Origin of the sequence: Streptomyces roseirectus (assembly GCF_014489635.1) — a bacterium.
Lineage (GTDB): Bacteria > Actinomycetota > Actinomycetes > Streptomycetales > Streptomycetaceae > Streptomyces > Streptomyces roseirectus.
Map to the genome: position 1 here is coordinate 10,713 of NZ_CP060828.1, position 26,564 is coordinate 37,276.

Annotated in this window: 2 protein-coding genes and 2 pseudogenes; 2 read left to right on the forward strand and 2 right to left on the reverse strand. The window is 76.0% G+C overall.

Features of this window, described 5'->3' with window-relative positions; translation table 11 throughout:
* Nucleotides 1-132 precede the first annotated feature (132 nt).
* Together IAG44_RS00060 and IAG44_RS00065 are read left to right on the forward strand one after the other, a co-directional pair.
* A pseudogene (locus IAG44_RS00060) lies at nucleotides 133-6,465 on the forward strand (type I polyketide synthase); the annotation flags it as partial.
* A gap of 48 nt (nucleotides 6,466-6,513) precedes the next feature.
* Nucleotides 6,514-12,978: a type I polyketide synthase gene (locus tag IAG44_RS00065; protein ID WP_187745070.1), complete on the forward strand. Its 6,465-nt coding sequence runs from the start codon at nucleotides 6,514-6,516 to the stop codon at nucleotides 12,976-12,978.
* Between the two features lie 142 nt (nucleotides 12,979-13,120).
* Here the strand turns inward: IAG44_RS00065 and IAG44_RS00070 are convergent, their stop codons facing one another.
* Entirely contained in the window at nucleotides 13,121-15,718 is a 2,598-nt protein-coding gene (locus IAG44_RS00070; RefSeq protein ID WP_246561306.1) for a LuxR family transcriptional regulator, read from the reverse strand.
* A 228-nt stretch (nucleotides 15,719-15,946) separates the two neighbouring features.
* Nucleotides 15,947-26,536 (reverse strand): annotated as a pseudogene (locus IAG44_RS00075) (SDR family NAD(P)-dependent oxidoreductase); the annotation flags it as partial.
* Nucleotides 26,537-26,564: the final 28 nt, after the last annotated feature.

A 26,564-nucleotide genomic window follows, 5' to 3' on the forward strand; every position in this document is an offset into this window, starting at 1 on the left:
CCACCTCAGCCCGCCGGCTCTCCGACCCTCCGGGAGTTCTCTGTGACGGACGAAGCGCAGCTCGTCGACTACATCCGCCGTCTGACCGGTGATCTCCGCAAGACGCACCGCCGGGTGAAACAGCTGGAGGACGCCGGCAGCGAGCCGCTGGCGATCGTCGGTATCGGCTGCCGTTTCCCGGGCGGTGTGAGCGGCCCCGACGAGCTGTGGCGGCTGGTGGACGAGGGCCGGGACGCGGTCGGTCCGATGCCGTCGGGACGCGGCTGGGACTTCGATGCCCTGTTCGCGGCGGACCCGGATGCGCCCGGCACGAGTCATGCCCGCGAGGGTGCGTTCCTGCACGACGCGGACGCGTTCGACGCGTCGTTCTTCGGGATCTCCCCGCGCGAGGCGCTGGCCATGGACCCGCAGCAGCGCCTCCTCCTGGAGACCGCGTGGGAGGCCCTGGAGCACGCGGGCATCGCCCCGGACTCGCTGGCCGGCAGCCGGACCGGGGTGTACGCGGGGCTGATGTACCACGACTACGCGGGTGAGCTGTCGACGATGCCGGACGAGGTGCGGGGTTTCCTGAGCACCGGGGTCGCGGGCAGTGTCGTCTCGGGCCGGGTCGCGTACGCGTTCGGTTTCGAGGGTCCGGCGCTGACGGTCGACACGGCGTGTTCGTCGTCGCTGGTGACGGTGCATCTGGCGGGGCGCGCGCTGCGGGCCGGTGAGTGCGATCTGGCGCTGGCGGGCGGGGTGACGGTGATGTCGACGCCGTCGACGTTCGTCGAGAACTCCCGGCAGGGCGGGCTCGCGGCGGACGGGCGGTGCAAGTCGTTCGCGGACGCCGCCGACGGGACCGGCTGGGGTGAGGGTGCGGCGCTGCTGGTGCTTGAGCGGCTGTCGGACGCCCGGCGCAACGGGCACCGGGTCCTGGCGGTCGTCCGGGGCAGCGCGGTCAACCAGGACGGCGCCTCGAACGGGCTGACGGCGCCGAACGGGCCGTCCCAGCAGCGGGTGATCCGGGCGGCGCTGGAGGACGCGCGGCTGACGGCGGCCGATGTGGACGCGGTGGAGGCGCACGGGACGGGGACGACGCTGGGGGACCCGATCGAGGCGCAGGCGCTGCTGACGACGTACGGGAGGGAGCGGCCGGACGGGCAGCCGCTGTGGCTGGGGTCGGTGAAGTCGAACCTGGCGCACACGCAGGCCGCCGCCGGGGCCGCCGGGATCATCAAGATGGTGATGGCGATCCGGCACGGCCGACTGCCGCGCACGCTGCACGTGGACGCGCCGAGCACGAAGGTCGAGTGGGGTGCCGGGCGGGTGGAACTCCTCGCCGAGGCCCGCGACTGGCCGGACCTGGACCGGCCGCGCCGTGCCGCCGTCTCGTCGTTCGGGGTGAGCGGCACCAACGCGCACGTGATCCTGGAGCAGGCGCCCGACCCTCAGGAGCCGGACGCGCCGGAGGTGCCCGCGCTGCCGGTGCTGCCGGTGCTGCTGTCGGCCCGTGACCCGCGGGCGCTGAAGGCGCAGGCGTCGGCGCTGCGCGACCACCTGGGCGACGCCGCCGGGGTGTCCCTGCTCGATGTCGCGCACTCCACCGCCGTCACCCGGGCCGCCCTGGAGGAGCGGGCGGCCGTCGTCGTGGACTCCCCCGGCGCCCTGCTGGCCGCCCTCGACGCGCTCGCGGCCGGGGAGCCCGCGCCGGGTGTCGTCACCGGGCACGCCGAGGAGCGGGCGCTCGCCGTCCTGTTCACCGGGCAGGGCGCCCAACGTGCCGGGATGGGGCGGGAGTTGTACGAGGCGTTCCCGGGGTTCGCGTCCGCGCTGGACGAGGTGTGCGCCCACTTGGACCCTCTTCTGGGGTGCTCGTTGAAGGAGTTGATGTTCGCCGAGGCGGGCAGCGCACAGGCGGCGCTGCTCGACGAGACGCGGTACACGCAGGCCGCGACGTTCGCCCTGGAGGTCGCGCTGTACCGGCTGGTGGCCGGCTGGGGTGTCGTGCCGCGGCAGGTGGCCGGGCATTCGATCGGGGAGCTGACGGCCGCGCACGTCTCGGGGATGCTGTCGCTGGAGGACGCCGCCCGGCTGGTGGCCGCGCGCGGGACGTTGATGCAGGCGCTGCCCGAGGGCGGGGCGATGGTCGCGCTGGAGGCCGGTGAGGAGGAGGTCGCGCCGCTGCTGGCGGGGCAGGAGGACACGGTCGCGCTCGCGGCCGTCAACGGTGAGCGGTCCGTGGTGGCGTCGGGGACGGCGGCCGGCGTCGAGGCGATCGCCGAGCACTTCGCGGGGATCGGGCGGCGCACCCGGCGGCTGCGGGTGTCGCACGCCTTCCACTCACCGCTCATGGAACCGATGCTGGAGGAGTTCGAGGCCGTCGTGCGCGGACTGGAGTTCCGGCCGCCGTCGATCCCGGTCGTCTCCAGTGTGACCGGCACCCTCCAGGAGCCCGCGCAGTGGGCCGACCCCGGCTACTGGGCGCGGCAGGTGCGGGACACGGTCCGCTTCCACGACGTGCTGCGCACGCTGCGCGAGGCGGGGACGACGGCCCAGTTCGAGCTGGGCCCGGACGCCGCGCTGACCGCGCTGACGGAGGCCGGCGAGATCCTGAGCGTCGCCGCCCAGCGCCGGGATCAGCCCGAAGTGCGGTCCCTGGTGGGCGCGTTGGCCGCGCTGCACACCGGCGGCGCTGTCGTCGACTGGGCCGCGTTCCATGCCGGCCGGGGGGCGAAGACGGTCGCGCTGCCGACGTACGCCTTCCAGCGGCGCGGCTACTGGCTGCGGCCGAAGCCCGGCGCGGGGGGCGGTGGGGCGGGGCTCGTGGCGGCCGGGCATCCGCTGCTGGCCGGGGCGACGACGGTCGCCGGGACCGGGCTGCACCTGCTCACCGGGCGCCTCGGCCTGGACACGCACCCGTGGCTCGCGGACCACGCCGTCGGCGGGACCGTCCTCGTCCCGGGCACCGCGTTCGTCGACCTGGCCCTGCACGCGGCCCGGCTCGCGGCGGCCGGCGCGAGCGCGCTCACGGTCGGTGAACTCGTCCTGCACGCGCCCCTGGTGCTGCCCCACGCGGGCGCGGTCCGCGTCCAGGCCGTCCTGGAGGCCCCCGACGCCGACGGTGTCCGCGCCTTCACGGTCGCCTCGCAGCCGGAGCACGCCGACGACGACACCTGGACCGTCCACGCGGAGGGCACGCTCGGCGCCGGACCGGCCGCTCCCCCGCTCCCGTTGGACACGCAGTGGCCGCCCGCCGGGGCGGGCGCGCTGCCCGTCGAGAGCCTGTACGACGACCTCGCGGCCGGCGGTTTCGCGTACGGCCCGGTGTTCCAGGGGGTGCGGCGGGCCTGGCGGCTCGGTGACGACGTGTACGCGGAGGTGGCGCTGCCCGAGGCCGCGTCGGGTGACGCGGGCGCCTTCGCGCTGCACCCGGCGCTGTTCGACGCGGCCCTGCACGCGGCCGTCCACGCGGGCGGCGCGCTCACCGGGGGCGGCGAGGGCGGGCGGCTGCCGTTCGTGTGGGACGGGGTCACGCTGCACGCGACCGGCGCGAGCGCGCTGCGGGTGCGGATCACGCCGACCGGGGCGGACACGCTCGCGCTGACGCTGACGGATCCGTCCGGGAGTCCGGTGGCGACCGTCGGCTCGCTGACCGTGCGGGCGGCTCCGGCGTCCCTCGTCCCGGCGCCGGCCGCCGTGGAGGGGCTGCACGTGCCGGGGTGGGAGGAGCTGGCGCCGCCGTCGGAGCCCGCCGTCCCGGACGAGCGGTGGGCGAGGGGCGACGGGCCCGCGCTGCCGGCGTCCGACGCGGAGGCCGTGCTCGTCGACCTCACCACGGCCGGCGACGACGCCGAGGCCGTGCACCGGGCCACCGGGGACGCGCTCTCTCTTGTGCGGGAGTGGATCGGGGCCGGGCACGAGAAGCAGTTGGTGGTGCTGGTGCGCGGGGCGGTGCGGGTCGCCGAGGACGAGCCGGCGCCGGACCTGGCCGCCGCCGCCGTGTGGGGGCTGCTCGGGTCGGCCGCGCACGAGAACCCGGGGCGGATCACCGTGCTGGACTGGGACGGTGACGACGCGTCGGCCGCCGTGGTGTCCCGGGCCGCCGCGCTCCCCGAACCCCGGCTCGCGCTGCGCGCCGGCACCGTGTACGCGCCCCGGCTGACGCCGCTCGCGGCGCATCCGGCGCTGCTGCCGCCCGTGGACGGGCCGTGGGTGCTGGACCGGACCGGGGAGAGCGGGACCATCGACGACCTGTCGCTCGCCCCGGCCGCCGAGGACGTCGGCGCGCCGCTCGCGCCGGGCATGGTCCGCGTCGAGGTGCGGGCCGCCGGGGTCAACTTCCGTGACGTCGTCGTCGCCCTCGGGATGGTGCCGGGGCTGCGCGGCCTCGGCGGTGAACTCGCCGGTGTCGTACGGGAGGTGGGGCCTGACGTGCCCGGCCTCAGGCCCGGTGACCGGGTGGTGGGGCTCGCGCCGCGCGCGTTCGGGCCGGTCGCCGTCACCGACCACCGGTGGCTCGCGCCGATGCCGGACGGCTGGACGTGGGCGCAGGCGGCGGCCGTGCCGGTCGCGTATCTGACCGCCTACTACGGCCTCGTGGACCTCGCCGGCGTACGGCCGGGGCAGAAGGTCCTCGTCCACGCGGGCGCGGGCGGCGTCGGGACGGCCGCCGTGCAGCTGGCCCGGCACCTGGGCGCCGAGGTGTTCGCGACGGCCAGCTCCGGCAAGCGGGACGTGCTGCGGGCGGCCGGCCTCGACGACGCCCACACGGCCGACTCCCGCACCCTGGACTTCGGCGAGCACTTCCTCGCCACGACCGGCGGGGCCGGCCTCGACGTCGTCCTGGACTGCCTGGCCGGGGAGTTCGTCGACGCGGGGCTGCGGCTGCTGCCGCGCGGCGGGCGGTTCCTGGAGATGGGCAAGACCGACATCCGGGACCCGCGGGCGGTGGCCGCCGCGCATCCGGGGGTCGACTACCAGGCGTACGACCTCAACGAGGCGCCGCCTGAGCGGATGGCCGAGATGCTGGGCGCGGTGCTCGGGCTGTTCGCCGAGGGCGCGCTGACGCCGCCGCCGGTCACCACCTGGGACGTGCGGCGGGCGCGGGACGCGTTCCGGGCGCTCAGCCAGGCGAAGCTGGTCGGCAAGGCCGTCCTGACGCTGCCCGCCGCGCCCGACCCCGACGGCACGTTCGTGGTGACCGGCGCGAGCGGCAACCTCGGCGGGCTGCTCGCCCGGCACCTGGTGGAGCGGCACGGCGCCCGGCGTCTGCTGCTGCTCGGGCGGCGCGGCCCCGACGCACCCGGCGCGGCCGAATTGGAGCGGGAGCTGCGGGACGCCGGCGCGCTGGACGTCACCACGCTCGCCTGCGACGTCGCCGACCGGGACGTGCTGCAGGGTGTCCTCGCGGGGCTCGACCGGCCCGTGACCGGTGTCGTGCACACGGCCGGGGTCCTCGACGACGGGCTCGCCGCCGGGCTCACCGACGACCAGCTGCACCGCGTGCTGCGGCCGAAGACGGACGCCGCGCTCCACCTCGACGCGGTGCTGCGGGAACTCGGCCAGGATCCGGCCCTGTTCGTGCTGTTCTCCTCCGCGTCCGGGCTCACCGGCAACCCCGGGCAGGCCAACTACGCCGCCGCGAACGTCTCCCTGGACGCCCTCGCCGCGCGCCGCCGCGCCGCCGGGCACGCCGGCCTGTCGCTGGCCTGGGGCGCCTGGGAGCAGTCGGGCGGCATGACGGCCGCGCTGTCCGAGACCGACCAGCGCAGGATGGCCCGCTCCGGGCTGCGGGCGCTGACCGCCGGGCACGGGCTCGCCCTGTTCGACGCCGCGCTCGGCGCCGACACCGACACCCTCGCCCCCGTCGCCCTGGACGCGGCGGCGCTGCGCGCGCAGGCCGAGGCGGGCACGCTGCCGCCGCTGTTCCGGGGCCTGGTCCGCGCGCCGCTGCTGCGCCGGGCCGCCGCTGCCGGGCCCGGCACGGCCGAACCCGACCTCGCCGCACGGCTCGCGGAGCTGTCCGACGCGGAGCGCGACCGGCTGCTGCTCGACCTCGTCCACCGGCACACCGCGACCGTCCTCGGCCACGGCGCGCCGGGCGCCGTCGCCCCGCACCGCACCTTCCGCGAACTGGGCTTCGACTCGCTGACCGCCGTCGAGCTGCGCAACAGCCTCGGCGCCGCGACGGGGCTGAAGCTGCCCGCGACCCTGGTGTTCGACCACCCGACCCCGCAGGCCGTCGCCGCCCTGCTGCTCGAAGGGCTCGCCCCGCCCGCCGTCTCCCGCGCCCAGGACGCCCTGGCGGCGCTCGGCGCGCTGACGGCGGCGCTCGCCGAGGTCCCCGCCGACGACCCGGAACGCGGCCTCCTCGACGAACGGCTGCGCCGGCTGTGGGAGAGCCTGCGCGAGCCGGAGGCCCCCGCCGAGGAGGACCTGTCCGACGACGACCTGTTCGCGCTGGTCGACGACGGCTACCGCTAGACACCGCCCTCCCCCGCCCCCGTCCCACCCCGAGGAAGTGAAGCCCGCATGCCCAGCACCCCCGCCGCCGAGGAGTCCGACAGCAATGAGAGCCGCCTGCGTGACTACCTCAAGCGGGCCGTGGCCGACGCCCGTGACCTGCGCGAGCGGCTGACGGCGAGCGAGAACAAGGGCCGGGAGCCGATCGCGGTCGTCGGCATGGCCTGCCGCTTCCCCGGCGGGGTGGCGAGCCCCGACGACCTGTGGCGGCTGGTCGCCGAGGGCCGCGACGGCGTCGGCCCCATGCCCCGCGACCGGGGCTGGCCCGTCGACGAGCTGTACGCGGACACGGACGGCGTCAACTCGTCCGCGACCCTCGAAGGCGGCTTCCTCGACGACCCGGCGGGCTTCGACGCCGAGTTCTTCGGGATCTCCCCGCGCGAAGCCCTCGCCATGGACCCGCAGCAGCGCCTCCTCCTGGAGGTCTCCTGGGAAGCGGTGGAGCGGGCGGGACTCGACCCTTCGGCCCTGCGCGGCTCGCGCACCGGCGTCTACGTCGGCGGCGGCTCGGAGGACTTCGTCGCCCTGCTCGCGATGCTCCAGGCGTCCGACGAGCCACCGTCGCTGACCGGCATGACCAGCAGCGTGATGTCCGGCCGGGTCGCCTACGCGCTCGGCCTCGAAGGGCCCGCGCTGACGGTCGACACCGCCTGCTCCTCCTCCCTGGTCTCCCTGCACCTCGCCGTGCAGGCGCTGCGCTCCGGGGAGTGCGACCTCGCGCTCAGCGGCGGGGTGACCGTCATGGCGACGCCCAGCATCTTCCCGGAGTTCGCCCGGCAGGGCGGCCTCTCCTCGGACGGCCGCTGCAAGGCGTTCGCCGAGGCGGCCGACGGCACCGGCTGGGGCGAGGGCGTGGGCGTCCTCGTCGTGGAACGCCTCTCCGACGCCCGCCGCAACGGGCACCCCGTGCTGGCCGTCGTGCGGGGCAGCGCCGTCAACCAGGACGGCGCCTCCAACGGGCTCACCGCGCCCAACGGGCCCTCCCAGCAGCGTGTCATCCGCGACGCCCTCGCCAACGCGGGGCTCGGCCCGGACGAGGTCGACGCGGTCGAGGCGCACGGCACGGGCACGCGGCTCGGCGACCCGATCGAGGCGCAGGCCGTCCTCGCGACGTACGGGCAGCACCGTCCGGCCGAACGCCCCTTGTATCTGGGCTCGTTCAAGTCCAACGTCGGGCACACCATCGCCGCCGCCGGAGTCGGCGCCGTCATCAAGAGCGTCCTCGCGCTGCGGGCCGGGGTGCTGCCGAAGACCCTGCACGTCGACGAGCCCAGCAAGCAGGTCGACTGGAGCGCCGGCGCGGTCGAACTGCTCACCGAGGCACGGGAGTTCCCCGAGACCGGGCGCCCGCGCCGGATCGGCGTCTCCTCCTTCGGGATCAGCGGCACCAACGCCCACCTGGTGCTGGAGCAGGGCGACGACGAGCCCGAGGAGCCGGGGGCGGGCGATGCGGGGCTGCCGGTGCCGTGGGTGCTGTCGGCGCGGAGTGAGGCGGCGTTGGCGGCGCAGGCGGAGCGGTTCGCCGAAGCGGGCCTCGCCGCACGGCCGTTGGACGTCGGGTACTCGTCGGTCGTGTCGCGGGCGGGGCTGGAGTGCCGGGCTGTGGTGGTGGGGAGTGAACGGGAGGGGCTGGAGCGGGGGGTTGCCGCTCTCGCGGGGGGTGTGGCTGATCCCGGGGTGGTGTCGGGGCGTGTGGGTGCGGGGGGTGTGGTGTTCGTGTTCCCCGGTCAGGGCTCGCAGTGGGCCGGGATGGCTGTGGAACTCCTCGACACGAACGCGGTGTTCGCCGCCAGGATGGCGGAGTGCGAGGCGGCCCTGTCGGAGTTCGTCGACTGGTCGCTGACGGACGTCCTGCGCGAGCAGGGCGAGTTGGAGCGCGTGGATGTGGTCCAGCCGGTGCTGTGGGCGGTGATGGTGTCGCTCGCGGAGGTGTGGCGGTCCTACGGGGTCGAGCCCGCTGCCGTGGTCGGCCACTCGCAAGGGGAAATCGCGGCTGCTGTGGTGGCGGGGGCGTTGTCGCTTCAGGACGGTGCCCGGGTGGTCGCGTTGCGGTCGCGGGCGATCCTCGCGCTCTCCGGCAAGGGCGGCATGGTGTCCGTCCAGCTCCCCGCCGAGCGGGTCAGGGAAGAGCTGAAGCGCTGGGACGGCCGGATCGACCTCGCGGCGGTGAACGGGCCTGCGGCGGTGGTTGTCGCGGGTGAAGTCGCCGCGCTCGACGAGTTGTTGGCGTGGGCCGAGACAGACGGCGTGCGGGCGCGGCGGATCGCCGTGGACTACGCCTCCCACTCCGCACACGTCGACGCCGTCGAGGACGAACTCGCCCGGCTGTTGGAGGGGGTGACGCCGAAGCGGTCGCGGGTGGCGTTCTACTCGTGTGTGACCGGGGGGCGGCTGGAGACGGACGGGCTGGACGCCGGGTACTGGTTCCGGAACCTGCGGCGGCCGGTGGAGTTCGAGCGGGCCACGCGGGCGTTGCTGGAGCAGGGGCACGGGCTGTTCGTCGAGGTGACCCCGCATCCCGTGCTGACCGGTGCCGTGCAGGACACCGCCGAGGGCGTCGGGGCCGAGGTGGCGGTCAACGGGACGTTGCGGCGCGGTGAGGGCGGGCTGCACCGGCTGCTGCTGTCGCTGGGCGAGGCGTACGTGCGGGGCGCCCCCGTCGACTGGGCGCGGTGGTTCGAGGGGAGCGGGGCGCGGCTGGTCGCGTTGCCGACGTACGCCTTCCAGCGGCGGCGCTACTGGACGGAGTTGCCGGTCGCGCGGGCCGGGGACGCGGGGGCGGCGGGGCTCGGGCGGGCGGGGCATCCGCTGCTGGGGGCCGTCGTGGAGCTGGCGGAGAGCGAACGGACCGTGTTCACCGGGCGGTTGTCGGTCCGGGAGCAGGCGTGGACCGCCGATCACGCGGTGTTCGGCACCGTGCTGCTGCCCGGCACGGCCTTTGTGGAGCTGGCCCTGTGGGCGGGTGAGCGGGTCGGGGCGGCCGGGCTCGACGAACTGGTCCTGGAGGCGCCGCTGGTCCTGCCCGCGTCCGGCGGTGTGCATCTCCAGGTCACCGTGGACGAGCCGGACGAGGGCGGGCGGCGTGCCGTGCGCTTCCACTCGCGGCCCGACGGCGCGGACGGTGAGGCGTGGACCCGGCACGGCGGCGGGGTGCTCAGCCCGGCGCGGGCGCCGGAGTTCGACCTCGGTGTGTGGCCGCCGGCCGGCGCCGAGCCGGTCGAACTCGACGGGGCGTACGAGCGGATGGCCGAGGCCGGTTTCCGGTACGGGCCGCTGTTCCAGGGGTTGCGGGCGGCCTGGCGGCGCGGCGGTGAGGTGTTCGCCGAGATCGAGACCGGGGCGGACGCGGGCGACTCCGCGTTCCTGCTGCATCCGGCGCTGCTGGACGGCGCGCTGCACGCGGCCGGGCTGCTGCCGGACGGTCAGGGGGCCGGGCTGCCGTTCTCGTGGTCGGACGTCGCGCTGCACGCGACCGGCGCCACCGGGTTGCGGGTGCGGCTCGCGCGGTCGGGGTCCGGCGGGCTGACGCTGCACGCCGCCGACGCGCTGGGCGCGCCGGTCGTCAGCGTCGGCGAGCTGGCGTTCCGGCCGGTGAGCGCCGGGCAGTTGGCGGTGCCGGGCGGGACGCCCGACGCGCTGCTGAGCGTGGAGTGGCCGGAGCTGCCGGGGAGTGCCGCGGCTGCGGGGGTGTACGCCGTTCTCGGTGGTGGCGGCCTTGAGGGTGTGCCGGTGTACGGCACGTTGGACGAGATCGACGGGTCCCCCTCTGCCGTCGTCGCCGTCTGCCCCGTCGAGGCCGTGGCCGGTGAGGAGGCCGAGGGTGCCGAGCGGGCCGCCGAATGGGGGCTTGAGTTGGTGCAGAGCTGGCTGGCGGGCGAGCGGGCCGGGGTGCTCGTGGTGGTGACGCGGGGTGCCGCTCCCGTGCCGGGGACCGAGGTGTCCGCGACCGGGACCGCGCACGCGGCGCTCGCCGGGCTCGTGCGGTCGGCGCAGGCGGAGGATCCGGGGCGGATCGTGCTGGTCGACGTCGTCGAACCGCTGACCTCGGCCGCACTGGACGCGGCGCTGGCCGCCGGGGAGCCCGAGGTGGCCCTGCGTGCGGGGGCCGTGCACGGGCGGCGGATCGAGCGGGCCGGCGGGCAGCCCCTCGCCCTGCCCGCCGGGCATGAGCAGTGGCGGCTCGACGTCACCGAGCCCGGCTCGTTCGGCAACCTCGCGCTCGTCCCCGACAGTGAGGGCACGGCCGCGCTGGGGGCGGGGCAGGTGCGGGTGGCCGTCCGGGCGGCCGGGATGAACTTCCGGGACACCCTCATCGCGCTCGGCATGTATCCGGACGCGGCCCGGCTGGGCAGCGAGGGCAGCGGCGTCGTGACCGAGGTCGGGCCCGGGGTGACCCGGTTCGCGGTCGGTGACCGGGTGATGGGCACGCTGGACACGTCGTTCGCGCCGGTGTCGGTGGCCGACGCCCGGCTGCTCGCCCCGGTGCCGGACGGCTGGAGCGAGGTCGAGGGCGCCGCCGCGACGGTGGTCGCGCTCACCGCGTACTACGGGCTCGTGGATCTGGGTCGACTGGGCGCCGGGCAGCGGGTGTTGATCCATGCCGGTGCGGGCGGGGTCGGGACGGCCGCCGTGCAGCTGGCCCGGCACTTGGGCGCCGAGGTGTTCGCGACCGCGTCACGTGGGAAGTGGGACGCGCTACGGGCCGCCGGGCTCGACGACGCCCACATCGCCGACTCCCGCACCCTCGACTTCCGTGACGCGTTCCTCACCGCGACCGGCGGCGACGGCATGGACGTCGTCCTCAACTGCCTCGCCGGCGAGTTCACCGACGCCTCCCTCCACCTCCTCCCACGCGGCGGACGGTTCGTCGAGATGGGCAAGACGGATCTGCGGGACGCGGGCCGGCTGGCCCTGGAGCATCCTGGCGTCGTCTATCTCCCTTTCGACCTGGCGGACGCCGGGCCCGAGCGGATCGAGGCGATCCTCGACGAGCTGGGGACGCTGTTCGCGGCCGGGGCGCTCGTGCCGCCCCCCACCACCGTCTGGGACATCCGGCGCGCCCCCGAGGCGTTCAGGGCGCTGGCCCAGGCGAGCCTGGTGGGCAAGGCCGTGCTGACGCTCCCCACCACCGGCTTCACCTCTGGTGAGACCGTCCTCGTGACCGGCGGCACCGGGACGCTGGGCGCGCTGGTCGCCCGGCGGCTGGCCGAGCGGCACGGCGTACGGCATCTCACCCTCCTGACTCGTGGCGGCCCGCACACCCCGCAGGCCGACACGCTTCGATCCGCGCTGGCTCACTCCGGCGCGGAGGTCGAGGTCGTGGCCGGCGACATCGGTGACCCCGATGCGCCGGCCCGACTGGACAGCGTTTTGACGGCGCGGGGGCTCAGGCTCGCGGCCGTCGTGCACTGCGCGGGCGTCACCGACGACGGCGCCGTGTCCGCGCTGACCCCCGAGCGGCTGGCCGGGGTGCTGCGGCCGAAGGCGTACGGGGCGCGGAACCTGGTGCGGCTGGCCGAACTGCGGCCCGGTGTGCGGCGGTTCGTGCTGTTCTCGTCGGCCGCCGCCGCGCTCGGGTCGCCGGGGCAGGCCAACTACGCGGCCGCCAACGCGTTCCTGGACGCCTACGCCCGCGGGCTCACGGGCGCGGTGTCCGTGGGGTGGGGGCTGTGGGCGGAGGCGAGTGCGCTGACCGCGCATCTCACCGAGGCGGACCACCGCCGGCTGCGGTCGGGCGGGTTCGGGGCGCTGTCCGGTGAGGAAGGGCTCGCCCTGTTCGACGCGGCGCTGACCGGGGCCGCCCCGGGGAGTGCCGTCGTGGCCGCGCCGGTCGACCGGGGCGCGCTGCGGGCGTGGGCCGCGCAGGGGTCGCTGCCGCCGCTGCTGCGGTCGCTGGCCGGGTCCGGTGCGGGCGGCGGGCGGCGCCGGGCGGCCCGGGAGAACCGGGAGCCCGGTGAGGTGCTGCGCCGCAGGCTGGCCGCGCTGCCCGGCGAGCGGCGCGAGAGCGCGCTGTTGACGCTGGTGCGGGGCGAGGTGGCCGCCGTGCTCGGGCACGCTTCGGCTTCGCTGGTCGATCCCGAGCGGTCGTTCCGGGAGATGGGCTTCGACTCGCTGACGGCGGTCGAGCTGCGCAACCGGCTGGCGTCGGCGACGGGGTTGCGGCTCCCGGCGACGCTGGTGTTCGACCACCCCCGGCTTGACGCGCTGGCCGCGCACGTCGGGGAACGCCTCTTCGAGGGGGCGGCGTCCGCCGAGGGTGCGGGGCCGAGTGAGGCGGAGGTGCGCAGTCTGCTGCTGTCGCTGCCGTTGGAGCGGCTGCGGGAGAGCGGGCTGCTGGACTCGCTGCTGGCGCTGGCGCCGGGCGCCCAGGCGCAGGCTCCGGCGCCGGAACCTCAGGAGGAGCGGGAGATCGCTTCCATGGATGCCGCGTCCCTGATCGAGATGGCCCGGAGGCTGTCGGCGGACCTCGCCTGAGCGGGCCGCCCCTGATGCACGGGGCCGTGGTCGTACCGGCCGACGATGTCCGGTACGACCACGGCCCCGTCTCCGCGCGCTGTCTTGCGGCATGCGGGAAGCCTGCCCGGCGGTTCAGGTGCCGGGCAGACTTCGTCGCTGTTCAGGCCGCTTCGTGCAGCGCGCTCTCCACGTGCAGGCGCAGTTCCTGCCGGGAGGTGATGTCGAGTTTGCGGTACACGCGGGTGAGGTGCTGCTCGACCGTGCTGACGGTGATGAACAGTTCCTCGGAGATCTCGCGGTTGGTGCGGCCCCGTGCGGCGAGGACGGCCACGCGCTGTTCGGACTCGCTGAGTTTGGCGGTGGGGTCGAGGGCGCGGGGGCCGCGCAGGACCCGGCGGTGGGGGCGTTCGCCGTCGGTGAGGGCGGTGACGCGTTCGAGGAGGACGCCGGCGCGGCACTCCTCGGCGAGGTGCAGGGCTTCGCGCAGGGCGAGTTCGGCGGGGCCGTGCTGTCCGAGGTCCTGGTGTGCCTCGGCGAGGTCGGCGAGGGCGGCGGCGAGGATCCAGCCGCCGCTGGTCTCACGGAACCGGTCGACCGCGCGGGCCAGCAGCGCGGGGCGCTCGCGGCGGTCGGCGAGGCGGGCGCGGACCCTGAGCCACTGGCCGGACGGGGGTGCGCCGCTGTCGTGGACGGCGGCCTCGTGCGCGGCGAGGAGGTCGGCGCACTCGCGGTCGCCGCCGATCCTCAGCCAGGTCTCGGCGGCGTCGAGCCGCCAGGTCGGCACGGTCCCTTCGGACACGGGCCAGCGTTCGGCGCACCGGCCGACCGTGAGGAAGTCGGCGAGCGCGAGGTGGGGGCGGCCGAGGCCGTTGAAGAAGCGGCCCCGGGCCATGAGGTAGCCGAGGGAGCAGACGCTCTGCGCGAAGTCCTCCGGCAGCGGCCGCTCCAGGAGGCGGGCGGCCTCCTCGAACCGTCCGGTGGCGGTGCAGACCTCGACGAGGACGGCGAGGACGCCGCTGTGGAACAGGGGGTCGGGGACGGCGGCGTGGACGGCGGTGAGGACGTCGCGGGCGTGGGCCTCCGCCTCGGTGAGCCGGCCGCGGGCCAGGGCCGCCTGGGCGCGGACGGCGGTGAGGGTCTGCCGCCAGCCCTCGACGCCGCGTTCGGCGGCCTCCTGGGCGAAGTGTCCGGCCCAGGCTTCGGCGAGGTCGGGGCAGCCGCCGAGGGTGAGGCAGTGCAGGGCGAGGACGATCAGCCCGAGGGTGGTGTCGCCGAGGACGAGGGTGCGCAGGTGTTCGTCGGCCTCGTAGGGCTCCATGGGGCGGTTGCTCAGGGCGGCGGCGCAGAAGTCGAACTTGAGGAGGTTGGTGACGGGTGCTCCGGCGCACGGGGGGACGGCGCCGGGGGACGCGGTGGCGGAGAGGCCGGGGGCGACCCGCAGGATCCAGGGCCAGGTGTCGTCGTGCGCGCCGTCGGGGGGCGCGGCCTTGGGGTGGGCGGAGGTGAGGACGCGGGTGCTCTCCTCCAGCCGTCCGCAGTCCATCAGCAGCCGGGCGTGCAGGACGGCGCGGGCCTGGCAGGGGTCGTCGCCGTGCGGGCAGGTGGCGGTGCGCAGCCGGTCGAGGAAGGCGGAGGCGGCCGTCCAGGGGTCGGTGCGCATGCGGACGGCGTAGCGTTTCAGCTCCAGCCGGACGTGGTCCCAGCAGTCGGTGACGCCTTGCTGGGCGAAGCCGAGGCAGTCGTCGGCGAAGTCGGCGTCGTCGTGGTCGAGGGCTTCGGCGGCGGCGCGTTCGAGGGTGGCGGTGGACCAGGGGCCGGCGCCGGCGCGGGTGCGCAGGAGGTGGCGGGCGAGGTCGGCGGCGCCGGTGCCGCGCCGGTGCAGGAGTTCGGCGACCTCGGTGTCGAGGGCGGTCCGCGCGGCGGGGTCGAGTCGTTGGAGGAGGCCGGCGGCGACGGCGGGGTGGCGCACGCGCCAGTCCTGGACGAGGCCGGCCGCGTCGAGGAGGTTGCGGCCGTAGGCGGCTTCGGCGGGGGTCAGGCCGAGGACGGCGGCGACGGACTCGGGGTCGGTGTGTTCGCCGAGGGCGGCCATGCCGGTGGCGACCTTCAGGGCGAGGGGGCCGCTGTCGCGGGCGCAGTCGACGGCGGTCTGGACGAACAGGCCGTGGGGCTGGGGCCAGGGGACCGTGGGCAGCACCATGCCCAGTTCCTCGGAGAGGGCGCGCAGCAGCAGGGGGTTGCCGCCGCTGGCGGCGTGGGCGTCGTCGGCGCTGCCCTCGACGCCGGTGCCGCGCAGCCGGTTCCACTGCTCGCGGCTCTGTTCGGGGGTCAGGGGGCGCAGGCGGACGCGGTGTGTGTCGGGCTGGCGCAGCAGGTCGCGGTGGAGGGCGGGGGCGAAGGCGCCGCCGAAGGGCAGCAGGGTGAGGACGAGCATGACCCTGCTGCCGCGCAGCCGTCGGGCGGCTTCCAGGAGGAGCCGGGCGCCGTGTTCGTCCAGGCCCTCGGGGTCGTCGTGGCAGACGACGACCGGGGCTTCGCAGGCGAGGTCCGCGAGGCGGTCGACGGAGGACTGGACGTCGCACACGGTGCCCGTGCCGTGGCCGAGCACGGTGCGGGGGTCCGTGAGGACGGTCGCGCCCTGTTCGGCCGCGTGGTGGGCGAACGCGTCGAGCAGCGCTGTTTTCCCGCAGCCCGCACCGCCCTCCAGGATCACGGTCAGTGTGCGGCCGCTCTCGCACCGGGCGAATACGGCATTCATGAACTGGAATTCTTCAGCTCGTCCGGAAGGCATCATCGAACTCCACCTTTGTTACCGTCCCCTGGGCGGCCTCGACGCCGTGCGGGCGGAGAGACGAGTGCCGGGAATCGGCCAGGGAGATTTACCGTTTCCCGGCGACTGTAGGTGAAGTTTCAAGGGCTCCGGGCGGGCATTCCGTCCCATGGAATACCCGCGTGCGTTCATCTTGAATGGATCGGGAATGTCAATTCAGTGTTCGAGTCCGTTCAGCCAGTCGTGGATCACGCGGGCGGTGGTCTCGCCGTGTTCCTCGATCATCGAGTGGTGGTCGCCGGGCACGTCGCGCACGGTCAGCGGCACCGGCCACACCGTCTGCCACTCGGCCGGGACCTCCATGGGGTTGTCCGGGTCCGGCGCGACGGGGGTGGAGGCGCGCAGGAGCAGTCCCGGGGTGGTGAGTTCGGCGGGCTGCCAGGTGTCGAAGAGGGCGAAGTAGGACGCCATGGCGGTGAGCCTGAGTCCGGTCATGCGGCCGAACTCGGCCTCCCGTTCCAGGGACCGGGACTCCATGACGTGGACCATGTACTGGGTCTGCGGGGTGTGCGCGAGGTAGGTGTCGAGCATGACGACGCCGGTGGCGGGGGTGCCGAGTTCCTCCAGGCGTGCGGCGACCGCGTAGGCGAGGGAGCCGCCGGAGGAGCGGCCGGCCAGCGCGAAGGGGGCGCCGTCCAGGCCGGCCAGGATGGTGCGTGCGGCGTGGTCGGCGATGGCGTCGACGCTGGCGGCGACCAGTTCCCCGGAGGCGAAGCCCGGCATCATCAGGGAGTAGGTGTCGCGCAGCCCGCGCAGGGGCCGGGCGAGCGCCATGAACTCCTGGTCGCTGGCCCATACGGAGGTCGACGGCAGCCCGATCAGGGCGGGGCGTCCGCTGCCGGCGCCGTCCGCGAGCCTGACCAGGCCCGGGGCGCGTCCGGCATCGTCGGCGGAGGTGAACGCGGGCCGCAGTCCCGCCGAGTTCATGAGGACCTTGGCGGCCCGGTCGTACTGTCCGGCCGTCACGGCGTGCCGGTACAGCGCCTCGACGGCGTCAGCGACGACGGCCGTGGGGTCGGCCGGTGCCTCGGCGGGCCCGGCCTGGGGGGCCGGCGTGGTGAGGCGGGTGTCGAGGGCGGTGGCGAGCGCGGCGGGCGTCGGGTGGTCGAAGACCAGGGTGGCGGGCAGCCGCAGGCCGGTCGCGTCGGCGAGGCGGCCCCGCAGTTCGACGGAGGTCAGCGAGTCGAACCCGAGGTCGCCGAAGGCGCGTTCGGCGTCGATCCCGTCCGGGCCGGCGTGGCCCAGGACCCGGGCGGCCTCGGCGCGGACGAGGGTCAGCAGGGCCTCGGCCCGGTCGGCGGGCGCCAGCGCGGTGAGCGTGTCGACGGTCGCCGGGCGGCCGGTCGTGGCGGCCGGCTTGAGGGGGCGTCGCACGCCGCGCACGAGGCCGCGCAGGACGGCCGGGATCTGTTCGGCGGGGAGTCCTTCGGCGGCCTTGAGGGCGAGCCGCAGCGGCACGAGGGCCGGTTCGGTTCCGGCGGTCAGGGCTTCGTCGAGCGCCGCGAGTCCGGTGTCCGCGCCGAAGGGCAGCAGTCCGCCGCCCGTGGCACGGGGCCGGCCGCCGAGCCGGTCCGCCATGCCGTCGACGCCGCTCCAGGGCCCCCAGGCCAGTGACAGCGCGGGCAGTTCCCGGGTGGCGCGGTGGGCGGCGAGGGCGTCGAGGAAGGCGTTGGCGGCGGCGTAGGGGGCCTGTCCGGCGCTGCCGAGGACGGCGGCGGCCGAGGAGAACAGGACGAGCGGGGCCGGGCTCGCGGAGTCCGTCCCGGCGGTCAGTTCGTGCAGGTGCCAGGCGGCGTCCGCCTTGGGCCGCAGCACGGCGTCCAGCCGGTCCGGGGTCTGGTCGAGGGCGAGGCCGTCCTCGACGACGCCCGCGAGGTGGACGACGCCCGCGAGCGGGGTGTCCAGGCCGGCCACCAGCGCGGTCAGGGCGGCGTGGTCGGCGACGTCGCAGGCCGCGACGGTCACCTGCGCGCCGAGCGCCTTGAGGTCCGCCGCGAGCCGGTCCGCGCCGGGGGCCTGCGGTCCGCGCCGGCCGGTGAGCAGCAGGCGCCGGACGCCGTGGTGTGCGGCGAGGTGGCGGGCGACGAGGGCGCCGATGCCACCGGTCGCGCCGGTCACCAGGACGGTGCCGTCGGGGTCGAACGCGAGGGGGGTGCCCTGGGTGGCGGGTCGCCGGGTGAGGCGGGGGACGTGGACGGTGCCGGAGCGCAGCGCCAGTTGGGGTTCCCCGGTGGCGAGGGCGCCCGGGAGGGCGGCCAGCGCGGTCGCCGTCTCGTCCGGGTCGCCGGTGGAGTCGAGGGCGGGGTCGAGGTCGACGAGGACCAGCCGGCCGGGGTGCTCGCTCTGCACGGTGCGGGCGAGGCCCCAGACGGCGGCGCGCGCCGGGTGCGGGGCCGCGTCGCCGGCGGCGACGGCGCCGTGGGTGACCAGGACCAGCGGGACGTCGGTCAGCCGTTCGTCGGCCAGCCACTCCTGGAGCAGCGCCAGCGCCTGCCGGGTCAGGGTGTGGGCGTCGGCCGCCGCGTCGCCGCTGTCCGGCGCGTCGCACCACAGGAGCGCGGCGGCGGGGGCGGGGGCGCCTGCGGCCAGCGCGTCGGCGAGGACCCGGCCGTCGGCGTACGGGACGACGTCGCGCCCGGTGACGGCGGCGAGCCGGGGCCGCAGTTGCCTCGGATCCAGCCCGACCAGCGCCCAGGGTGTGCCGTCCGGGGCGGCGGGGGCGGGTAGTTCGGGCCAGTCGAGCCGGTACAGGTCGCCTCCGGCGGCCGGGGTCTCGGGGAGGGTCGGGGTGCGCAGGGTGAGCGCGTCGACGCTGAGGACGGGCTGTCCGTCGGGCGTGGCCAGCAGGACGGCGACGGTGCCGTCGGCGCCCGCGGTCAGGCGGGCCCGCAGGTCGCGCGCGCCGGTGGCGTGCAGGCGGGCGCCGGACCAGGCGAACGGCAGGCCGGCGGGGACGGGGGTGGCGTCGCCGGGGGCGGTCAGGGTGCCGAGGGCCAGGGGCTGGAGGGCGGCGTCGAGGAGCGCGGGGTGGAGGGCGTGGCCGTCGTCCGGATCGGCGTCGGCGTCGAGCGTTTCGGGCAGGGTCACCTCCGCGTACAGCGTGCCGTCCGTGCGCCACAGGCCGGTCAGGCCGTGGAAGGCGGGCCCGTACTCCAGGCCCCGTTCGGCGGTGTCCAGGTAGAAGCCGTCCAGCGGTACGGCCTGTGCGCCGGGTGGCGGCCAGGCGGCGTCCACGGCGGCGGGAGGTTCGGAGGCGGGGGTCAGGACGCCGCTCGCGTGCCGTGTCCACTCGGCGCCGGGGTCCTGTGTGCGGGCGTGGACGGTGAAGGCGCGCCGTCCGGTCGGGTCGGGGGCGTCGGCGGCGAGGCGCAGCGCGGTCGGGCCGGTGAGCGCGAGGGGGGCGTGGACGATCAGTTCCTCGACCTGGTCGCAGTCGGCGTACCGGCCCGCGTGCAGGGCGAGTTCGAGGAACGCGGTGCCGGGCAGGACCGGCACGCCGCCCAGGGCGTGGTCGGCGAGCCAGGGCTGCCGGTCGGGGGCGAGGGAGCCGGTGAACAGCAGCCCGCCGGTCTCCGGGAGCGCGGTGACCGCGCCCAGCAGCGGGTGGTGCGCGGGGTCGAGGCCGAGCGCGGTGGTGTCCTGGGCGGCGCCGCCGAGGACGCGCAGCCAGTAGCGGCGGTGCTGGAAGGCGTAGGTCGGCAGCGGGACCGTGCGGGCGCCGTGCGCGGCGTGGAAGGCGGTCCAGTCGACGGGGCGGCCGGTGAGGGCGAGGCGGGTGACGGCGGTGACGAGCGCGTCGCCCTCGCTGCGGCCCTGGGCGCGCAGCGCGGCCACGCAGGTCACCGTGTCCCCGTCGGCGAGGTGTCCGGCGGCGGTCTCGGCGGCCATCGCGGTCAGGGCGCCGCCAGGGCCTGCCTCCAGGAAGGTCCGCACGCCCCGGTCGAGGAGGGTGCGCACGCCGTCGGCGAAGCGGACGGTGTCGCGGACGTGCCGCACCCAGTAGGCGGGGGCGCGCAGGTCGGCGGGCGAGGCGACCGTGCCGGTGAGGTCGGAGACGACGGTCAGCGCCGGCTCGTGGAAGGCGACGCGGGCGAGTTCGGCGGCGAAGTCGGCCAGCATGGGCTCCATCAGCCCCGAGTGGAAGGCGTGGCTGACCGGCAGCAGCTTGGTGCGGTGGCCGCGTCCGACGCACTCGGCGGTGACGTCGAGGAGCTGGTGTTCGGGTCCGGAGATCACGACCGAGGCGGGGCTGTTGACGGCGGCGATACCGACCCCGTCGGCCGCGCGGGCGGCGAGGATCGCGGTGACCTCCGCCTCGGGCGCGTGGACGGCGGCCATGGCGCCCCCGGCGGGCAGCGCCGCCATCAGCCGGGCCCGCGCGGCGACGACCCGGCAGGCGTCCGGCAGCGTCCACACGCCGGCGACGTGCGCGGCGACGAGTTCGCCGATCGAGTGCCCGATCAGCGCGTCCGGGCGCACGCCCCAGCTCTCCAGCAGGCGGTAGAGGGCGACTTCGACGGCGAACAGGGCGGGCTGCGTGTAGCGCGTGTGGTCGAGGAGCGTACGGTCGGCGGCCGCGTCGTCCGCGAGCAGCAGGTCGCGCAGGGGCCGGTCGAGGAGGCCGTCGAAGGCCGCGCAGACGTCGTCGAGCGCGGCGGCGAACACCGGGTGGCGGGCGTACAGTTCGCGGCCCATGCCGGCGCGCTGGGAGCCCTGGCCGGGGAAGACGACCGCGAGCGGGGCGTCCTGCGGGGTGCCGGTGAGGACGTCCGCGTCCGGGGTGCCCGCCGCCAGGGAGCGCAGTCCGGCGAGGAGGGTTGTGGGGTCGGTGCCGAGGACGGCGGCGCGGTGGGTGAGGGCGGCGCGGGTGGTGGCGAGGGAGTGGGCGACGTCCACCGGGCGGACGCCGGGGCGGGTGTCGAGGTCGGTGAGGAGGGCCGCGGCCTGGTCGCGCAGGGCGGTCTCGGTGTGGCCGGACAGGAGCCAGGGGACGAGGACGGGCTCGCCGGCGGCGGGCGCGGGCTCCTCGGCGGGCTCCGGTGTGTGTTCGAGGATGACGTGCGCGTTGGTGCCGCTGATCCCGAACGACGACACGCCGGCCCGGCGCGGCCCGTCCGTGTCCGGCCACGGCTGGGCGTCGGTGAGCAGCTTCACTCCCCCGCCGGACCAGTCGACCTGCCGGGTCGGCTCGTCGACGTGGAGGGTGCGCGGCAGGACGCCGGCCCGCAGCGCGAGGATCGTCTTGATGACCCCGGCGACGCCGGCGGCGTACTGGGTGTGCCCGATGTTCGACTTGACCGAGCCGAGCCACAGCGGACGCTCGGGGTCGCGCCCCTTGCCGTACGTGGCGAGCAGGGCGCCCGCCTCGATGGGGTCGCCGAGCCGGGTGCCGGTGCCGTGGGCCTCGACGGCGTCGACGTCGTGCGGGGTGAGCCCGGCGCTGTCGAGGGCGGCGCGGATGACCCGCTGCTGGGAGGGGCCGTTGGGGGCGGTGAGCCCGTTGGAGGCGCCGTCCTGGTTGACGGCGGAGCCCCGCACGGTCGCGAGGACCCGGTGGCCGTTGCGGCGGGCGTCGGAGAGGCGTTCGAGGACAACGATGCCGACGCCCTCGCCCCAGCCGGTGCCGTCGGCGGAGTCGGCGAAGGCTTTGCAGCGGCCGTCGGAGGACAGGCCGCCCTGGTTGGCGAACTCGGCGAAGGAGCCCGGGGTCGCCATGACGGTGACGCCGCCGGCGAGCGCGAGGTCGCACTCCCCCGCTCGCAGGGCTTGCCCTGCGAGGTGCAGGGAGACCAGGGAGGAGGAGCAGGCGGTGTCGACGGTGACCGCGGGGCCTTCGAGGCCGAGGACGTAGGAGACACGGCCGGACATGACGCTGCCCGACGAGCTGGTGAGGGCGTAACCCCCGGCGAGGGAGGCCGAGTTCATCAGCAGGGCGCCGTACTCCTGCGGGGTGCCGCCGACGAACACGCCGGTGCGGGAGCCGCGCAGGGAGAGCGGGTCGATGCCGGTGCGCTCCAGGGCCTCCCAGGACACTTCGAGCAGCAGCCGCTGCTGGGGGTCCATGGAGAGGGCTTCGCGCGGGGAGATCCCGAAGAACTCGGCGTCGAAGTCGCCCGCGTCGTACAGGAACGCGCCCTGCCCGGAGAGGGTGGTCTGCTGCCCGGGGTCGTAGAAGGAGAGCGCGTCCCAGCCCCGGTCGTCGGGGAAGTCGGCCATCTCGTCCCGGCCTTCGGTGAGCAGGTCCCACAGGTCCTCGGGTCCGCGCACCCCGCCGGGGTAGCGGCAGGCCATGCCGACGACGACCAGGGGGTCGTCGGTGTCGGTGGTGCGGGTGGGTGCCGATGCCGGTTCGGGGGCGGTGCCGAGGAGTTCGTCGCGCAGGTGGTCGGCGAGGGCGGTCGGGGTGGGGTGGTCGAAGACGAGGGTGGCGGGCAGCTTCAGGCCGGTCGCCGCGTTCAGGCGGTTGCGCAGCTCGGTCGCGGTGAGGGAGTCGAAGCCGAGGTCCTTGAAGGGGCGGCCGGCGGCGATGCCGTCCGGGTCGGTGTGGCCGAGGACGGCGGCGGCCCGGCCGCGCACCAGGGCGAGGAGGGTGGCGCGCTGTTCGGCGGGACCGGATCCGGTGAGGGCGGCGCGGAGTTGACCGGCGGTGCTGTCGTCGCCGTCGGTGGTGTCGCCGGATGCGGGGGTGAGCGCGCGGGCGGCCTCGGGGATGTCCTCGATGAGGGGGCGGCGGCGGGCGAGGGCGTAGACGGGGGCGAAGCGCTCCCAGTCCATGTCACTGACGGTGAGGGTCGTCTCGTCGTGCTCGACGGCCTCCCACAGGACGTCGAGCGCGGTGTCGGGGCGCATCGGGCGCACGCCGAGCCGCTGGAGCTGGTCGGCGAGCTGCCCGTAGTCGCTGAGCATGCCGCCGTCGGCCCAGCCGCCCCAGGCGACGGACGTCGCGGTGAGGCCGCGTGCGCGGCGCTGGTGGGCGAGGCCGTCGAGGTAGGCGTTGGCGGCGGCGTACACGGCGTTGCCGGCGCTGCCCCAGACGGCGGCGCCGGAGGAGAACAGCACGAACGCGTCCAGGTCGAGGTGAGAGGTGAGGTCGTCCAGGTGGCGTGCGCCGTCGGCCTTCGCGGCCATGCCGGTGGTCAGTTCCTCGGGGGTGACGTCGAGGGCGGGGCCGTAGCTGGTGGAGCTGGCGGCGTGCAGGACGGCGGTGAGCGGCCACTGTTCGGGCACGGAGTCGAGGACGGCGGCGAGGGCGTCGCGGTCGGTGACGTCGCAGGCGGCGAAGGTCACCTCGGCGCCCAGTGCGCGGATCTCCTCGGCGAGGGCGTCCGCGCCGGGGGCCGCCGCGCCGCGCCTGCCGAGCAGCAGGAGGTGGTCGGCGCCCTCGGTGGCGAGGCGGCGGGCGAGGTGGGCGGCGATGCCTCCGGTGCCGCCGGTGACCAGGACCGTGCCGCGCGGCTGCCACGTCCGGCTCGTGCCGCGCTCGGTGAGGGGCGCCCGCACCAAGCGGCGCGCGTAGGCGGCGGGGCCGCGCACGGCGAGCTGGTCCTCTCCCCCGCCGGCTCCGGCCAGCAGGGCGGGCAGCAGGGCCGCGACGCCGTCGCTCCACTCCTCGGGCAGGTCGATCAACCCGCCCCACCGCTCGGGCAGTTCGAGCCCGACGACCTGTCCGAGCCCCCACAGCCGGGTCGCCTCGGCCCGTACGGTGTCCCCGCCGGAGACGGCGGCGGCACCGCGCGTCAGCCACCACACCGGCGCCCGGACCCCGGCCGCGTCCAGCGCCCGGACGGTCTCCAGCGCGTCGGCGGCGCCGGCGGGCAGGCACACGACGCCGTCCCAGGCGCCCTCGCGCGCCGCCTCGGCGGTCTCGACGTCGGCTCCGGCCGCCCGCAGCGCGACGGCGACGCTCTCGCCCTCGCCGCGCGGGTCGACGAGCAGCCAGCGGCCGTCGAGGGCCGTCCCGGCGGCCGGGGTGACGCGGCGCCAGGTGACCCGGTAGCGCCAGGCGTCGACGGGGCGGCCGACGCCGGCCGTGGCGCGCGGCGTCTGCATCCAGTACCGCTGGTGCTGGAAGGCGTACGTCGGCAGGTCGACGGGGTCGGCGGCGGGCAGGCAGGGCGTCCAGTCGACGGGGGCGCCGTGGACGTACGCCTCGCCGAGCGAGGCCAGCAGCCGCTGGGGGCCGCCCTCGCCCCGGCGCAGGGTGCCGGTGACGGCGGCTTCGCGGCCGGCCGCGTCGGCGGTGTCCTGGACGGCGCTGGTGAGCACGGGGTGCGGGGTGACCTCGACGAAGAGGGTGTGGCCCTGGTCGAGGAGGGCGCGGGTGGTGCGCTCGAACTCGACGGGCTGCCTGAGGTTGCGGAACCAGTAGTCGCCGTCGAGGGCCTTGGTGTCGAGGCGTCCGGCAGTGACGCAGGAGTAGAACGCGACCTTCGACGCGCCGGGCGTGACGTCCTTGAGCAGACCGGCGAGGTCGTCGCGGACGGCGTCGACCTGGGTGGAGTGGGAGGCGTAGTCCACGGCGATCCGCCGGGCCCGCACGCCGTCCGTCTCGGCCCACGCCAGCAGTTCGTCCAGCGCCTCGGCCTCGCCGGCGACGACGACGGAGGCTGGGCCGTTGACGGCGGCGAGGTCGATCCGGCCGGCCCAGCGCTTCAGTTCCTCGCGGACGCGCTCGGCGGGGAGTTGGACGGAGACCATGCCGCCCTCGCCGGAGAGGGCGAGGATGGCCCGGGAGCGCAGGGCCACGACACGGGCGCCGTCGGCCAGGGAGAGCGCCCCGGCGACGACAGCAGCCGCGATCTCGCCCTGCGAGTGTCCGACGACGGCGGCGGGCTCGACGCCGTAGGACCGCCACACCTCGGCGAGGGACACCATCACCGCCCACAGGACGGGCTGGACGACGTCCACGCGCTCCAAGTCGCCCTGCTCGCGCAGGACTTCCGTCAGCGACCAGTCCACGAACTCCGACAGGGCCGCCTCGCACTCCGCCATCCTGGCGGCGAACACCGTGGACGTGTCGAGGAGTTCGACGGCCATGCCCGCCCACTGGGAGCCCTGGCCGGGGAACACGAACACGGTCTTGGCCTTGGCGCCGGCGCCGGTGATCACGCCGGGGGTGTCCTCCGTGGTGTCCTGGAGGGCCTGGAGGCGGGTGAGGAAGCCGTCGCGGTCCTCGGCGAGGACGACCGCGCGGTGTTCGAGGGCGGCGCGGGTGGTGGCGAGGGAACGGGCGAGACGGGGCGGGGTGAGGTCGGGGTGGGCCTGGAGGTGGGCGTGGAGGCGGGCCGCCTGGTCGCGCAGGGCGGCGGGGGTGGCGGCGGAGAGGGTCCAGGGGAGGGTGTCGGTGCGCAGCCGCTGTGCGGGGGCGTCGGTCTCCTCCGCCTCCGCCTTCTCCTCCGTCGGCGCCTGTTCCAGGATCACGTGGACGTTCGTCCCGCTGATCCCGAACGAGGACACGCCGGCCCGGCGCGGGCGTCCGGTGTCGGGCCAGTCCCGGGCCTCGGTGAGCAGTTCGACGTGCCCGGCGCTCCAGTCGACCTCGGTGGAGGGCCGGTCGACGTGGAGGGTCTTGGGCAGGACGCCCTCGCGCAGCGCGAGGACCGTCTTGATGATCCCGGCGACGCCGGAGACGGCCTGGGTGTGCCCGATGTTCGACTTCAACGAGCCGAGATACAGCGGGAGTTCGGGGTCGCGGCCCTGACCGTAGGTGGCGAGGACGGCCTGCGCCTCGATGGGGTCGCCGAGGCGGGTGCCGGTGCCGTGGGCCTCGACGGCGTCGACGTCGGAGGGGGCGAGCCCGGCGGTCGCGAGGGCCTGGCGGATGACGCGCTGCTGAGCCGGGCCGCTGGGCGCGGCGAGCCCGTTGGAGGCGCCGTCCTGGTTGGCGGCCGAGCCCCGGACGACGGCGAGGACGGGGTGTCCGTTGCGGCGGGCGTCGGAGAGGCGTTCCAGCAGGACGACGGCGGCACCCTCGCCCCAGCCGATGCCGTCGGCGGCGTCGGCGAACGCCTTGCAGCGGCCGTCGACGGCGAGGCCGCGCTGGCGGGCGAAGACGACGAACCCGGCCGGAGTGGCGAGGATGCCGACACCTGCGGCGAGCGCCAGGGAGCAGTCGCCCTGGCGCAGCGACTGGGCGGCGAGGTGGAAGGCGACCAGGGAGGAGGAGCAGGCAGTGTCGACGGTGACCGCCGGGCCCTGGAGTCCGAGGGTGTAGGAGACGCGGCCGGACATGACGCTGCCGGTGCCGCCGGTCAGCGCGTAGCCCTGGTCCTCCTCGGAGTCCAGCAGCATCGCGCCGTAGCCGGTGGGCAGGCCGCCGACGAAGACACCGGTGCGGGAGCCGCGCAGCGAGGTCGGGTCGATGCGGGCGCGTTCGACGGCCTCCCAGGAGGTCTCCAGGAGCAGCCGCTGCTGGGGGTCCATGGCCAGGGCCTCGCGCGGTGAGATCCCGAACAGGGTGGGGTCGAAGTCGCCGGCGTCGTAGAGGAAGGAGCCTTCCTTGGTGTAGGTCTTGCCGGGTTTGTCGGGGTCGGGGTCGTAGAGGGCGTCGAGGTCCCAGCCCCGGTCGTCGGGCAGGCCGCCGGTGGTGTCGACGCCGTCGGCGACGAGCCGCCACAGCTTCTGCGGGGAGTCCGTGCCGCCGGGCAGGCGGCAGGCCATGCCGACGATCGCCAGCGGCTCGCGCCACCGCTCCTCGGACTCGCGCAGCCGCTCGCGGGTGGTCTGCAACTCCGCCGTGACCCGCCGCAGGTAGGTACGGAGCTTGTCCTCTGTC

What these genes read in the sequence shown, in the direction of transcription:
- IAG44_RS00070 (WP_246561306.1), bottom strand. Translation starts at nt 15,718, where the DNA reads ATGAATGCCGTATTCGCCCGGTGCGAGAGCGGCCGCACACTGACCGTG.
- IAG44_RS00065 (WP_187745070.1), top strand. Translation starts at nt 6,514, where the DNA reads ATGCCCAGCACCCCCGCCGCCGAGGAGTCCGACAGCAATGAGAGCCGC.